Source organism: Pseudomonas sp. GL-B-26 (assembly GCF_019947405.1).
Classification (GTDB): Bacteria; Pseudomonadota; Gammaproteobacteria; order Pseudomonadales; family Pseudomonadaceae; genus Aquipseudomonas.
Map to the genome: position 1 here is coordinate 50,740 of NZ_JAGYGJ010000008.1, position 14,538 is coordinate 65,277.

Genomic DNA, 14,538 nt, shown 5'->3' on the forward strand with positions numbered 1-14,538 from the left:
GCCACCGCATATAAACCGCGCTCCTACAACAGACACTCAATGGCCATTGCCGTGGCCTCACCGCCGCCGATGCAGATCGCTGCAACACCGCGTTTCAGCCCTTTCTGGCGCAGGGCCGAAAGCAAAGTCACGAGGATCCGCGCGCCGGACGCGCCGATCGGGTGGCCGAGGGCACAGGCGCCACCGTGAACGTTGACCTTCTCGTGGGGGATCTCCAGTCGGGTCATGGTCACAAGGCTGACCACGGCGAAGGCTTCGCTGATTTCGAGCAGATCGACTTGCTCCAGCGACCAGCCGGTTTTCTTCATCAGTTTCTTGATCGCGCCCACTGGTGCTACCGGAAACAGCTCTGGAGCATCGGCAAACGCCGCATGGCCGTGAATCACCGCCAGTGGTTTCAAACCGCGTTTTGCAGCTTCGGACTGGCGCATCAGCACCAATGCCGCGGCGCCATCGGAGATCGAGCTGGAGTTCGCCGCCGTCACCGTGCCGCCGTCGCGGAACGCCGGTTTCAAGGAAGCGATCTTGTCCAGTTTGGCTTTCGGTGGCTGTTCGTCGTTGCTGATCAACACGTGCTCTTTGCCGACAGTCACGGTGAGCGGCACGATTTCGTCCTTGAAACTGCCGTCCTTGATCGCCTGCTGCGCGCGGGTGGTCGAAGCGATGGCAAACGCATCCTGCGCTTTGCGGCTGAAGCCGTTGGTTTCGGCGCAATCCTCGGCGAAGGTGCCCATCAAGCGGCCTTTGTCGTAAGCGTCTTCCAGACCGTCGAGGAACATGGAATCGAGCATACGACCATGGCCCATGCGGTAACCGCTGCGGGCACGGTCGAGCAGGTAAGGCGCGTTGGACATGCTTTCCATGCCGCCGGCGACGACCACGTCGGCGCTGCCGGCGACCAGCATGTCGTGGGCCAGAATCGCTGCTTCCATACCGGAACCGCACATTTTGTTCAGGGTGGTGCAGCGGGTCGACTTGTCCAGCCCCGCGCCGAGTGCGGCTTGACGCGCCGGCGCCTGGCCGAGCCCGGCAGCCAATACGCAACCGAACAGCACTTGATCAACCGAATCGGGCGCGACACCGGCGCGTTCGACCGCGGCTTTGATGGCAGCGGCGCCGAGTTGCGGTGCGGTCAGGCTTTTCAATTCGCCCTGAAAACCACCCATCGGGGTGCGGACGGCGCTGACGATAACAATCGGATCGTTAGAAGTAGTCATGACAAATCCTCTTACTTGGCGGCCATGCGCAAGGCACCGTCGAGGCGGATCACCTCGCCATTGAGCATGCTGTTTTCAATAATATGTTTGACTAGTCCGGCGTACTCGGCAGGTTTGCCCAAACGCGGTGGAAACGGCACACCGGTCGCCAGAGAGTCACGGACTTCCTGGGTCATGCCGGCCATCATCGGGGTTTCGAAAATGCCCGGCGCGATGGTCATCACCCGAATGCCGAAGCGCGCCAGTTCCCGGGCGGCGGGCAAGGTCAGGCTAACGATCGCACCTTTGGACGCGGCATAGGCCACCTGACCGATCTGGCCGTCGTACGCGGCCGCCGAGGCGGTATTAATGATCACGCCGCGCTCGCCGTCGGCATCCGCTTCGGTTTCAGCGATTGCCGCCGCTGCCAGGCGCAGCATGTTGAAACTGCCGATCAAGTTGACGTTGATTACCTGGCTGAAATTGGCCAGCACATGAGGGCCATTCTTGCCGAGGATCTTCTCACCGCGCACGATGCCGGCGCAGTTGACCAGACCATTCAAGCCACCGAAGGCTTTGACCGTCGCCTGCACGGCTGCTTCGGCCGCGACTTCGTTGCTGATGTCTGCAACCACGCTTTGCACGCCGAGTCGTTCAGCCTGGGCCGCAACGGCCTCGGCGTTCATGTCCACCAGCATCACTTTGGCACCGGTCGCGACCAGCATTTCAGCCGTGGCCGCACCGAGCCCGGAGGCACCGCCGGTGACGAGAAAAACCTTGTTGTCGATCTGCATTATGGCTTCCTGTATTCAAGCTGGAACGGTCATCGCCGCAGTCTCTAGAGACATGGCGATATCGTGGCGGCGCAACATAGATGCCGCCTTTAGCCACTCTTTTTTTTGGTAAATCAATGACGTATTGCTAGCCCTAGGAAAGTAAGCTGGGTACAGCATCCTAAAGAGATACGGCGCGGTGTTGAGTGCGCTCAACGGTTGCACCACTTGGTTGTACGCAATGCGATATAAGGGGACGAACAATGGTACTAACTCATAGTCCTAGCTGGTCTTGTTAAGGTTGGAAGAACTAAAGTTGATGAAATACTGGGGCCACATGACTAGCCGGACAATGGTCAAAGCCACCAACTTGTGTGATCGGTTTGGCCAAGGGCCGGGTTAGAAAGGACCAAATTCGCGGCTTGTGGCGAATGCGAACTGACCACGAAAGTCATACACCGAGCACAGCACTCACCACGTGGAGAAAATGATGGTTACACCTCAGGACAAGGGAACCACGTCAATCGCACTGGTGCATGAAGCCCTCTATAGCGCCAAGCAACGAGGCATCGACGTGGCACTGGCCTTAGGGAAAGCCGACATCGACCTGCAACTGCTTGATGCCCCAAAAGCAAGGGTGTCAGCCGGCTCATTCGCTCAGCTGTGGATCGAGTTGGCGGATCTGTTGGATGACGAATTCTTTGGTATCGACAGCCATCCGATGCGACGTGGCAGCTTCAAATTGATGTGCCATGCGCTCCTTGATTGCTGCACCTTGGGCCAAGCTCTGCAGCGAATGCTTTCGTTCTTGAGGCTGGTACTCGATGACATCCATGGTGAAATACACACCGAGGAAGATCACGCCTTCATCATCCTCCACGATCACGGAAACCTGCGGCGGCTGTTCGCTTACGGCACGTGGTTTATCCTCGTACATGGCCTGGCGTGCTGGCTAGTCAACCAACGCATTCCATTGCTGGCGCTCAGTTTTCGCGCCACGAAGCCTGCCGATGAAAGCGACTACCGAATGCGTTTTTGTGAAGACATTCAATACGACGCGCCGACAACGCAGGTCAATTTCGACAAAAAATTCCTGGATATGAAAATTGCACAGACTCCCGCCAGTCTATGCGCGTTCCTAAAAGAGTCCCCCGCCAGCCTTTTAGTAAAATACCGTAACGACGACAGCATCAGTGCGCAGATAAGGCGGCGCTTACGAGGGTTGAGTCCGGACAAGTGGCCGGAAAGGGACGAGCTGGCACTTTTGCTCTGCATGTCCAATTCAACCCTGCAGCGCCGGCTGCAGGCCGAGGGCACCCACTATCAAAACCTCAAAGATGATTTACGTCGTGACATGGCCATTGACCTCCTGTCACGCGGAGACATGACGGTTACTGAGGTCGCCACAGAAACCGGTTTTCAGGAAACGAGCGCTTTTCACCGCGCATTCAAAAAGTGGACGGGAGTTAACCCAGGCGCCTATCGACGCAACCGTTCAGACGAGTAATTTCATTTATCGGAACGATGCCCCAGCCCCATCCACAAGCGTCATGTGGATTTATTAGCTACGTGTTTTCTCTACAACCGCGTACGCCACTTCAATGCTTTTTCGCTGGTGTTTGACTCGCTGGCACCTCTCTCAAACATGCCCAAACAGCTCACCCAAGTTGGCACCGCCAGGCATGGGCTGCTTTAAATCGCCTACCTAGAATGGCCATGAACCAGCAGCCGCTCTCTCATCAGTAAAGGCTTAGTGGTCGGCGGTGCCGAGCTGGCTTTTCGACGGCAATCTTGATGTACGCAAGCAAGTGCACTTCACCAAAAAAAATAAAATCGAAGGAGACACAATATGCAACCAATCAACGTATACACGCTCGCGGGCAACTCAAAATTCAACAGCTTCCATAGACTGATTCTTTTCTGGTGCGTGCTGATATTGGTCATTGACGGCTACGACCTAGCCGTCGTTGGCGCTGCATTGCCTGCCATTATGCTGGACATGAAGATAGACCCGACCAGCGCAGGCATCATGGCCGGCTCGGCCCTGCTAGGAACCATGCTTGGCGCGATCTTTCTGGGGACGTTAGCCGACCGCATCGGCCGACCAAAAATGATCGCTATCTGTGTCGCGCTGTTCAGTCTGTTCACCGCGACTGCCGGGCTCACTAGCGACCCGATCAGCTTCAGCGTCGCCCGATTCATCGCAGGGCTGGGCATCGGTGGCGTTCTGCCGATCGTGACTGCACAAATGGGCGAGTTCTCACCGGCGAAACTTCGTACCCGGCTTGTCACGTTAGTGTTTGCCGGCTATTCCGTGGGCGGAATTCTGGTCGCACTCACCGGCAAGCAACTGATCGAAAGCCACGGATGGCAGTCGGTGTTCTACGTTGCTGGGCTACCCGTGCTGCTGATCCCGTTCATTTTGAAGACTATGCCGGAATCCATGGCTTTCTTGCTCAAGCAGGGTCGTCAGCAGGATCTGAGCCTCATCATCAAAAGGATCGATCCCACTTATCCATTGGATGCCGAGACAGTGCTGGCGGGACATCCTGCCGAGAACAATTACTCACTCGACACCCCGGTTAAAGGGTTGTTCAGCGATGGCCGCGGATTCAGCACGGTGATGATCTGGACAGCCTTCATGACGGGACTGTTTATGGTCTACGCGCTCAATTCCTGGTTGACCAAACTGATGGCGATGTCCGGCCACAGCTTGGGCTCGGCGCTTAATTTTGTCATCGTTTTTAACGTAGGAGCGATTGTCGGTGCGCTCGGCGGCGGATGGCTCAGCGACAAGTTCAATATCAAATATGTCCTGGTTTCATTCTACGTGGTGGGCGCGCTGGCGCTTACTGCGATGGGCTTTACACACTCGACTGAGTTGCTGTTTTTGGTCGTATTCATTGTGGGCGCCTCCACCCTCGGCACTCAATTGATTGCCTATGCCTATGCAGGGGATTTTTACCCGACCTCAATCCGTTCCACTGGCGTGGGCTTCGCGTCCGGGGTCGGCCGCATCGGCGCAATTATCGCCCCGGTGCTTATCGGCTGGTTCGTCTCGCTGGCCTTGCCACTCGAACAAAACTTCATGGTGATCGCACTTGCAGGCCTGATGGGCGCGGTGGCGGTCTCGTTTGTAAACCAGTCACGGGCGGATTCGACACAGGTCAGCAAAGCGCCAGCGTTGTCACGCTGACCGACAGGCTGCAGTTGAGATCTCCTTGCCCGTTTGACTCGATCAGTAGAAGGATGTGTACCTTGAATCGCTTGTCACTACCGCCGTTGTCAGCGCAAGAACTTAAGTGCACCGTCGACTGGGCAATTGCGTCACGCCGCAGTGTCAGAGCCTTCCTGCCAACTACAGTGTCGCGTGAAGAAATCGAAGCGATTCTGGACATCGCTCGTTTCAGCGCCTCAGGCGTCAACATGCAGCCGTGGCGTGTTCACGTCGTTACCGGCGAAGTGAAGGAGCATCTGTCGATGGCGATCGCCGCCATCGATAACGATCCGCAGCTTAGTAGCGGTGCGCAAGACCCTTATGAGTACTACCCACGCGAATGGGTCACACCTTATGTGGATCGCAGACGCAAAGTGGGTTGGGATCTCTACGGTCTGCTTGGGATCACTAAGGGTGACAAGCTCCGCATGCACCAACAGCACGGTCGCAACTACCGATTTTTCGATGCACCGGTAGGACTGTTATTTACCCTGGATAAAGTGCTTGAGCAGGGCAGCCTGCTCGATTACGGCATGTTCCTCCAAAGCGTGATGGTGGCCGCCCGTGGTCGTGGTTTGCACACCTGCCCACAAGCTGCATTTCTCAAGTACCACAAAGTCATCTCAGAAGTGCTAGGCATTCCAGCTGAGCAAATGCTGGTGTGCGGTATGAGCCTTGGCTATGCCGATCCTGCGTGCATTGAAAACACGTTGGTAACGGCCCGTGAGCCAGTCAGTACTTTTGCCGTTTTTCATCAAAATAATAAGGAGACCTGCCCATGATTACCGGTGCCTACGCAAACGGACTCGATCAGAGTCCAGCGAACCATGTCCCGCTGACCCCCCTCGGCTTTTTGGACCGGGCCGCTCTTGTTCACCCTGAACGCGTCGCTATCATTCATGGTGAGCTGCAGAGGACCTGGGCGCAAACGCGTGAGCGCTGTTATCGACTCGCATCAGCGCTGGTGGGCAGAGGCGTACTCCCAGGCGACACGGTCTCCATCCTTTCACCCAACACGCCGGCGATGGTCGAAGCGCATTTCGGGATTCCGTTATCCGGAGCGATTTTGAATACGATCAACCATCGTCTGGACGCTGAAGGCATCGCTTTTATTTTGCGCCACAGCGAATGCAAGTTGCTGTTGGTCGATTGCGAATACATGGCCGTTGCCTCAGCGGCACTTGATCTACTCGAATTCCGTCCGGTCGTGATCAGTATTCGCGACCATTTGGCTTCTGTGTGCGTCGATCTGGAAATACCCGACTACGAGACACTACTCGCCGAGGGCGACTCGGAATTCGAAGGGGTTTGGCCAAGCAGTGAGTGGCAGCCTATTGCCCTCAACTACACCTCAGGTACCACCGGAGACCCGAAAGGCGTGGTGGTCAGCCATCGAGGTACCTACTTGATGAGCCTATTGCAGATGACCAACTGGCCGCTCCCACGGGCGCCTCGGTACTTGTGGACGCTGCCTATGTTTCATGCCAACGGCTGGTGCTTCCCATGGGCAATTACCGCCGCAGCCGGTACACACGTGTGCCTGCGCAAGGTATCGGCTGAAACGGTGTTCGACGCGATCACCCTTCATCAGGTTGACCATTTCTGTGCGGCGCCCATTGTGATGGCCATGATCGCCAACGCCCCCCACAAGCCAGGGCTGCCCCATTCGGTTCGCGTTTTGACGGCAGGCTCACCGCCCCCCGCAGCGGTACTCGACGCCGTGGTGTCCATGGGATTCGAGGTTGATCATGTGTACGGTATTACTGAAGTGGCTGGCACACCGATCAGCTGTGTCTGGCAGGACGGATGGGATGACCTTCCCGCTCAAGAGAAAGCGAAAATACGGGTCCGGCAAGGCGCCCGCGCAGCAGCTTTCGAGGGTTTGATTGTCGCAGATGCGGAAACATTGCAGCCCGTTCCTCATGATGGCCAGACTACCGGCGAACTGCTGTTGCGCGGCAATACCATAATGATGGGCTACCTGAAAAACGAGACAGCAACGCAAAAAGCATTCGAAGGCGGATGGTTTCATACCGGTGACGTCGCCGTGGTCCATCCAGACGGATACATGCAGATAACGGATCGCTGCAAAGATGTCATCATTTCGGGTGGCGAAAACATTTCTTCCGTCGAAATCGAAGACATCCTCCATGGCCATCCGGCGGTACTTCATGCCGCAGTGGTCGCGCAACCGGATGATAAATGGGGCGAGGTGCCTTGCGCATTTATCGAACTGAAAAATGCAGATCTCTCTCCTACAGAGGCGGACCTAATCGCATATTGTCAGTCGCGTCTGGCACGCTACAAATGCCCAAGTCGAGTGATCTTCATGGAGCTCCCGAAAACGGCCACAGGAAAAATCCAAAAGTTCATCCTTCGCCAACAAGCCGGTAGCCAGGAAGCCATCTTACGATTGGCCTCTAGCGGTTAAAACGTTGTTACCGGCGGTCTTAACAGCGACCACAAATGACGCTGCGTCCAGACCGCCGATCTGAACTTGACCGAGCTCACCTTAAAAAACTGACATCGCACATTCAATCAATGTGCGGTGCACAGCCGCGTCACTCCCCCATGGGGTGGTGCGCGCTGCAGACACCAAAAACAACAACAAATGGTGCATTAGACATGTCAATAAAAAGTGTGACGTCGCTCTCGACGATCCTGTTCACGTGCGCGGCGCCCAACGCCTTCGCGGACTTTATCAGCGACGCAAAGACCAGCCTTGAACTGCGTAACTTCTATTACAACCGTGATTATCGTAACGACGAAGCCCGGCAGTCCAAACGTGATGAATGGGCGCAAGGCTTCATCTTGAATGTGCAGTCGGGGTTTACTGAGGGCACCCTTGGTTTTGGCGTAGACGCGCTCGGCCTGCTCGGGGTCAAACTGGATTCCAGTCCGGACCGAACCGGCTCCGGGCTGTTGGCTTTTGATTCGCAACGCAACGTAAACGATGAGTACAGCAAGCTAATACCCACCGCCAAGGCTCGCCTGGCCGGCAGCGAATTACGCATCGGGGGGCTCAATCCCGTCATGCCTCTGCTGTCCAGCAATAACAGCCGCTTACTCCCGCAAGTCTTCCGCGGTGGAATGCTGGTCTCCAAAGACTTTGAGCCTTTGACCTTCAGTGCGTTACGGATCAATGCTGTAAAGCAGCGTAACTCAACGGACTTTGAATCACTGACCACCTTCGGCTACAAAGCGGTGCAGGCCGACCATTACACCTACCTGGCATTTGACTACAAAGTGTTGCCGCAACTGTCGCTCAGCTACCATGTGGCCGAGTTGGAAGACCTCTACCGTTCGAATTTTTTCGGCTTGAAATTCGAACGAGCGCTGGGCCCCGGATCGGTGATTTCCGACGTTCGTTATTTTGCTGCCAGCGAAACCGGGGATGAGGCGCTGGGTGAAGTGGACAACCGGACACTCAGTACGATGTTCTCCTACCGTCAAAGCGGTCACACAATCGGCCTCGGCTTTCAGAAAGCCTGGGGAGACACGTCCTTCGCCATGGTCAACGGGACCGACACCTACCTGTTCGGTGAGTCACTGGTGAGTACCTTTACCGCTCCGAACGAGCGCGTCTGGATTGCCCGTTACGATTTTGATTTCGCTGCCGCTGGCGTACCCGGGTTAACTCTGGGCTTGAAGTATGTAAAGGGAGACGAAGTCGATCCTGCCCTTTTGGGATCATCCCAGGCAGCCAGTCTGCGAGCCCAAGGTCAGGATGGCAAAGAATGGGAGCGGGTCAGCGATATCACTTACACCATTCAAAGTGGCCCGTTGAAGAACGTGTCGGCACAATGGCGTAACTCCACAAACCGCTCCACCTACGCCGACAGCGCCAACGAAAACCGCCTGATTTTTCGATACACGTTCAAGTTCTAAGCGGCCGTCTGAACGATCGCCGCACGCAGATTCTGCGTGCGGCAAATCCCTAAATCAACACGGCTTGAATTGTGTGCAGCCACGCTGAAGTGGTTGTACCTACTCCATCAGTTTTGTAGAGAATGCAGTTCGTCGCTCCGGGTCAGTAAGCAAAGGAAATTTGTCGATTGGATATCATTAGCGGGGGGGGACACGGCAGATACCATCCTTACCGCGACCTGGGAGGCGCTGAAATCCTCCATAGGTCGGCGCGTCCCCTAGCGTGTTAGCGGTCGAACAAGTTCGTTGGCTGTTCTCTCACGAGGCAGACAGGCGCTCAAGGTGCTCTAGATCGGTGACCAGATGTGCGTAGCGTGGCATCGTATATCGGATCTCGAGCTCCAGAGCCGCTGGAGAAGACGCGGCAACACAGTCTCTCACCACCGTGACATGGAGATCTCTCTGCACGGCGTCACGCAGGGACGAGTCGAGTGTCAAGTCGGCCAATGACCCGGCCAGAATCAGATGCTCTAGGTCATGTGACTCTATCAGCGTATCGACTTCGGGCAGTCCGAAGATGCTCAGGGTCGTGGGACTCGGCAGTACGACGTCGGAAGGGGATGGACCTACGGCCGGCTGGGCCTGGGACGAGTGGGTCGTCACCGGGCGACTGTAGGTGCCCAAATCGTAATAGTCGTGCATCGACTTATCCTCTCGACCTGAGCAGGGAACCTCGCAGGAAATCCTTGCGGACCTGGAGAGCCTCGACAGTTCAAGAGGTCCAGCATACCCCGCGGTTCTGACTGAGCGGTACAGCCGACGACAGGAGGATCATTGCCGGCGTCGATAGTCACCATCAATTCAATGAAGTTCTCATAAAAAATCCGCGGCGTAACATCAGCCCCATACCAAACAACTACACCCCGGAGCACACCATCATGAAACGCCAAATCCTTCTCAGCATCGCTTTCTCGGTTTTTGCAGTTAACGCTTTCGCCGCTACATCTGCTCACCCGGTTGTCGCTGAAGGCGGCTCGGATCGTCTGATTGAAAGTCGTGTGGCTGAGGGTGGTTCCGACCGTCTGATCGAAAACCGCGTCGCTGAAGGTGGTTCGGATCGTCTGATCGAAAATCGTGTTGCCGAAGGTGGCTCGGATCGTCTGATCGAGAAACGTGTTGCCGAAGGTGGTTCGGATCGTCTGATCGAAAACCGCGTCGCTGAAGGTGGTTCCGACCGTCTGATCGAAAACCGCGCTGCATAAATGAATGGCTTTACCGAAGCACTCAACGAAAAGCCCGGCCTGACAAGCCGGGCTTTTTCGTGCACAAAATAAATCGATCCCTGCTTAATGCCTCCGCCGCACCTGTGATACATAACACCTGATTGTGAGTCCCGTACCCAATGAGGTTTGCCCATGCTCCACTCCCCACGCTTACCGCAACTGCTCACCTGCGCCGTCCTCGGTTTACTCGCCTGCAGCGCGCAGGCCGGTGCGCCCTCCCCGGCACCCGATAGCTTGCAACCGCTGCTGGTAACATTGAACGAGCGCCTGAGCATTGCTGATCTTGTGGCGCTGACCAAGTGGGACAGTGGCAAACCGATCCAGGACAGTGCCCGGGAAGCACACGTCATCGCCAACGCCAGGAAGCTGGCCGTTGAGCGCAAACTGGACCCGGACGAAGTAGCCGAACTGATCGCCGCACAGATCGAAGCCAACAAGCTGGTGCAGTACGGGCTGGTGGCCCAATGGCGATCGGCCGGAAAGGCGCCTGACACGCCGCGGCCAGACCTCGCCAATCAAATCCGGCCACAGCTCGATGAGCTGCAAAACCGCCTGTTGCAGCAATACGCCGCCTTCGCGCCCTACCGCAAAGACCCGCAATGCGCGGACTGGCTAGCCAAAGAACGATCCAGCCTGATCAAGGACGGACTGCATGGTCAGGCACTGATACGCGCCACCGGGGAACTGTGCGTCGCTGATCGATGACAAGGTAACCAAACAACAAAAATACAGGAGTTGAAAATGTCTGAACTGAAACTGCATCCCGAAGCCGCAGAATCCCTGAAACAGTGGCACGACATGATCAGCAAGGGTGACTTGAGCGCCTTGCCCGGTTTGTTGGACCCACAGGCGATATTCCGCTCCCCGATGGCTCACACGCCTTACCCGGGTGCAACCGTGGTATCGATGATTCTCAACACGGTCATCGAGGTATTTGAGGACTTTGTCTACCACCGGGAACTGTCGACCGCAGACGGGTTGAGCGTCGTCCTGGAGTTCAGCGCCAACGTCGGCGGGAAACAGTTAAAGGGCATCGACATGATCCGGTTCAATGAACAAGGAAAAATCGTCGAGTTTGAAGTGATGGTCCGTCCCTTGAGTGGCCTGCAAGCCTTGGGCGAGCAAATGGGACAACGCCTTGGCGCTTACCTGGCGGCCAGCAAAGCCTGAAGACGTTGCATCGTCTTGGGCGATGCCTCTGCTCCCGGCTTGATGTTAAATAGAGCGCGTAAAGCAGCGCAACGAGAACACCGATGAATACCCATTTTGAGATTAGTAATGTCCCTGAGCCCAACATTCAGCGCGATGGCAACATTCATTGCGTCGCCCATCAGCCGTCGGTGGTAATAGCATGATCGAGGTCACCGAAGTTTCCATTGCCGAACTGCGTGCTGCGCTCGAGTCAGGCCGAACTACTGCGGTTGAGCTGGTTCAGGCCTATCTCGCCAGGATCGATGCCTACGACGGTCCCGACACGCCCACCGCCCTCAACGCGGTGGTGGTTCGAAACCCCGAGGCGCTGAACGAGGCGCAGGCGTCCGATGCCCGTCGGGCCAAGGGCGAGACGCTGGGTCCGCTCGATGGCATTCCCTATACGGCCAAGGACAGTTATCTGGTGAAAGGGCTCACTGCCGCCTCCGGCAGTCCCGCCTTCGCGAACCTGATTGCTTATCGCGATGCGTTCACGATTGAACGGCTTCGTGCTGCTGGTGCGATCTGCCTGGGCAAAACCAATATGCCGCCCATGGCAAACGGCGGCATGCAGCGCGGGGTCTATGGCCGTGCGGAAAGCCCATACAACGCTGACTATCTCACCGCCCCATTCGCCTCGGGCTCATCGAACGGCGCCGGTACGGCAACCGCCGCCAGCTTCGCGGCATTCGGCCTCGCGGAAGAAACCTGGTCGAGCGGACGCGGCCCTGCATCGAACAATGGTCTGTGCGCCTATACGCCTTCGCGCGGGGTGATTTCGGTGCGCGGCAACTGGCCGTTGACGCCGACGATGGACGTTGTCGTGCCGTTTGCCAGAACCATGGCCGACTTGCTCGAGGTGCTCGACGTGGTGGTGGCGGAAGATCCCGACACCCGTGGCGATCTGTGGCGGATGCAACCCTGGGTGCCGATTCCGAGTGTCGCTTCGGTGCGCCCCGCTTCCTATGCCGAGTTGGCCGTGAAGTCCGATGCACTGGCAGGAAAGCGCTTTGGTGTTCCGCGCATGTACATCAACGCGGATCCCGATGCGGGCACGAGCGATGCGCCAGGCATTGGTGGTCCGACGGGGCAGCGAATCATCACCCGTCCTTCGGTGATCGGGCTCTGGGAAGAGGCGCGCAAGGCACTCGAAGCTGCCGGTGCGGAAGTGATAGAAGTCGATTTCCCGCTGGTGTCCAATTGCGAGGGTGATCGCCCGGGTGCGCCGACCGTATTTACGCGGGGCCTGGTGTCCAAAGAGTTCCTGCATCATGAGTTGTGGGACCTGTCGGCCTGGGCGTTCGATGATTTTCTGCGGGCCAATGGTGATCCCAAGTTGAACCGCTTGGTCGATGTCGACGGACCGCTGATTTTCCCCCACGACCCGGGCACGCTCCCCAACCGGGAGGACGACCTTGCCGCAGGCATGGACGAGTACGTGAAAATGGCCGAGCGCGGCATCACACCGTGGGACCAGATCACCACCGTGCCTGACGGACTGCGCGGACTTGAGCAGACACGTCGAATCGATCTTGAGGACTGGATGGATCGGCTGGGGCTCAATGCGGTGCTGTTCCCGACGGTGGCCGACGTGGGTCCGGCGAATGCCGATGTCGATCCGAAGTCTGCGGATATCGCGTGGAGCAACGGCGTCTGGGTCGCCAACGGCAACCTCGCCATCCGACACCTGGGCGTTCCCACGGTCACAGTGCCGATGGGCGTCATGCCGGACATCGGCATGCCCGTCGGGCTGACATTCGCCGGTCGCGCCTATGACGATTCGACGCTGCTGCGCCTGGCTTCGGCGTTCGAGTCGATCGGAACAAAACGATTGATCCCGCCTCGCACCCCTCCCTTGCCGGTTGGCCAACAATAGAAAGGGCGGGATTGGGGCTTTACACGCTCCAATCCCGTCCACTGGTTGACTGTCGCCCCGGAATTCAGCGCCAACGTCGGCGCAAGAGTCTCAACGTGCGTTTTTCGGCGAAACGCGACGGCCATTCCATGGCACGCCTGGCGGGGAACTTGCGGGCGATGTCCACAAAGGGCGTGACGATCAGGCTATAGAGCGTCAGGTAACGGTCGTGATCCTGTTTGCCAGTGCCGAATTGAATGGGCTCGGGCGTCGAGTGTGTGACGTAGAGCGTACCGAACATCCAGTCCCAGAGTGACAGGTTGATACCGAAGTTCTTGTTGAAGTGTCGAGGCGCGTCACTGTGGTGAATCTGGTGCTGCGCCGGGCTGTTCAGCACATGCTCGACCCTGGGCCCGAATGAAAGCCAGACATGGCTGTGACGCAAATTGGCCGCCAGGGCATTGAGGATCAGGACCATATACGTCACGCCGAACAAGGTGTACCGGCTGACCTCCCCGCCACAGGCGTACCAGAAGACACCGGCAAAAGCGCCGAGGAAGACGGTGTCACTCAGTTTCTCGACCATTTTTTCCACAAAATGAATCCGGCTTGCCGTCGCCGGCACCAGGACGGGCGCGGAATGATGGACTTTGTGGAACGCCCACAGATACCGGGAATGAAAGGCGCGATGGCCCCAGTAATGGATGAAGTCTTGCACCAGAAACACGCCCAGCCCGTAGAGCAGGGAAAGTGAGAGGTTCTCCCCCACCTGCACGCGCGCGCCCCAAAGATTGTTGAAAAACGAGATGTAGTCGCCGGAACGCAGGACGTACGGATCGACCAGGCCAACAATGGGCAGCACCAGCGCGACCTTCAGGATGGCCCGCACGAAGTAGTACCGGTAATCCAGCAGCGCCGAAGGATGAAAATGAACCCGGTGCCCGCCGATGAACTCCCAGAAAGAACGTGCGTCGGTCAGCCCGCGATATTTTCTGAAGCGGTACAGGCTGTAGGCGATGCTGTAGGACACGCAGAGAAACACGATGCTGAAGCGGCCGTTCAGATCAAAAATGCCAAAGAACTGATCCGTGACTGGCTCGATCACCCACTTCATCAGGTAGTCATACAGAAGCGCGAAAACATCCATTAACGGCCC

13 protein-coding genes are annotated in these 14,538 nt (G+C 57.2%); 9 read left to right on the plus strand and 4 right to left on the minus strand.

From position 1 onward, the window contains the following. Positions 1-23: 23 nt before the first annotated feature. Together KGB23_RS07260 and KGB23_RS07265 are read right to left on the minus strand one after the other, a co-directional pair. Positions 24-1,217 (minus strand): acetyl-CoA C-acyltransferase, encoded by a 1,194-nt coding sequence (locus KGB23_RS07260; RefSeq protein ID WP_223430481.1) that lies wholly within the window; start codon positions 1,215-1,217, stop codon positions 24-26. 11 nt (positions 1,218-1,228) lie between these two features. Next, entirely contained in the window at positions 1,229-1,990 is a 762-nt protein-coding gene (locus KGB23_RS07265) for an SDR family NAD(P)-dependent oxidoreductase (RefSeq protein WP_223430482.1), read from the minus strand. Positions 1,991-2,459: 469 nt separating this feature from the next. On the opposite strand from KGB23_RS07265, the gene KGB23_RS07270 reads away from it, so the two are divergent. The 5 genes from KGB23_RS07270 (at position 2,460) to KGB23_RS07290 (ending at position 9,074) form a co-directional block, all read left to right on the plus strand. After that, positions 2,460-3,476 (plus strand): AraC family transcriptional regulator, encoded by a 1,017-nt coding sequence (locus KGB23_RS07270; RefSeq protein WP_223430483.1) that lies wholly within the window; start codon positions 2,460-2,462, stop codon positions 3,474-3,476. A gap of 342 nt (positions 3,477-3,818) precedes the next feature. Then, positions 3,819-5,165 carry an MFS transporter gene (locus tag KGB23_RS07275; RefSeq protein WP_223430484.1) on the plus strand — a complete coding sequence of 449 codons (1,347 nt, stop codon included), beginning with the start codon at positions 3,819-3,821 and terminating at the stop codon, positions 5,163-5,165. Between the two features lie 53 nt (positions 5,166-5,218). Further along, the gene (locus KGB23_RS07280) at positions 5,219-5,968 is read left to right on the plus strand and encodes a nitroreductase (protein ID WP_223430485.1); all 750 of its coding nucleotides are present in this window, start codon (positions 5,219-5,221) and stop codon (positions 5,966-5,968) included. Further along, entirely contained in the window at positions 5,965-7,617 is a 1,653-nt protein-coding gene (locus KGB23_RS07285) for an AMP-binding protein (protein WP_223430486.1), read from the plus strand. Before KGB23_RS07280 ends, KGB23_RS07285 begins: the two co-directional genes overlap by 4 nt. Positions 7,618-7,811: 194 nt before the next feature. Further along, on the plus strand, positions 7,812-9,074 hold the full coding sequence (locus KGB23_RS07290; RefSeq protein WP_223430573.1) for an OprD family porin: 1,263 nt from the start codon (positions 7,812-7,814) through the stop codon (positions 9,072-9,074). A gap of 297 nt (positions 9,075-9,371) precedes the next feature. Here KGB23_RS07290 and KGB23_RS30360 read toward each other — a convergent pair whose 3' ends face one another. After that, positions 9,372-9,755: an isochorismatase family protein gene (locus KGB23_RS30360; protein WP_223430487.1), complete on the minus strand. Its 384-nt coding sequence runs from the start codon at positions 9,753-9,755 to the stop codon at positions 9,372-9,374. Between the two features lie 236 nt (positions 9,756-9,991). On the opposite strand from KGB23_RS30360, the gene KGB23_RS07300 reads away from it, so the two are divergent. The 4 genes from KGB23_RS07300 to KGB23_RS07315 all read left to right on the plus strand — a co-directional run bounded on the left by KGB23_RS07300 (position 9,992) and on the right by KGB23_RS07315 (position 13,403). Beyond that, the gene (locus tag KGB23_RS07300) at positions 9,992-10,315 is read left to right on the plus strand and encodes a hypothetical protein (protein ID WP_223430488.1); all 324 of its coding nucleotides are present in this window, start codon (positions 9,992-9,994) and stop codon (positions 10,313-10,315) included. A 153-nt stretch (positions 10,316-10,468) separates the two neighbouring features. Next, positions 10,469-11,041 (plus strand): chorismate mutase, encoded by a 573-nt coding sequence (locus KGB23_RS07305; RefSeq protein WP_223430489.1) that lies wholly within the window; start codon positions 10,469-10,471, stop codon positions 11,039-11,041. A 36-nt stretch (positions 11,042-11,077) separates the two neighbouring features. Beyond that, entirely contained in the window at positions 11,078-11,506 is a 429-nt protein-coding gene (locus tag KGB23_RS07310) for a nuclear transport factor 2 family protein (protein ID WP_223430490.1), read from the plus strand. Positions 11,507-11,687: 181 nt separating this feature from the next. Further along, positions 11,688-13,403 carry an amidase gene (locus KGB23_RS07315; protein WP_223430491.1) on the plus strand — a complete coding sequence of 572 codons (1,716 nt, stop codon included), beginning with the start codon at positions 11,688-11,690 and terminating at the stop codon, positions 13,401-13,403. Between the two features lie 64 nt (positions 13,404-13,467). Here the strand turns inward: KGB23_RS07315 and KGB23_RS07320 are convergent, their stop codons facing one another. Continuing rightward, positions 13,468-14,529 (minus strand): sterol desaturase family protein, encoded by a 1,062-nt coding sequence (locus KGB23_RS07320; protein ID WP_223430492.1) that lies wholly within the window; start codon positions 14,527-14,529, stop codon positions 13,468-13,470. Positions 14,530-14,538: the final 9 nt, after the last annotated feature.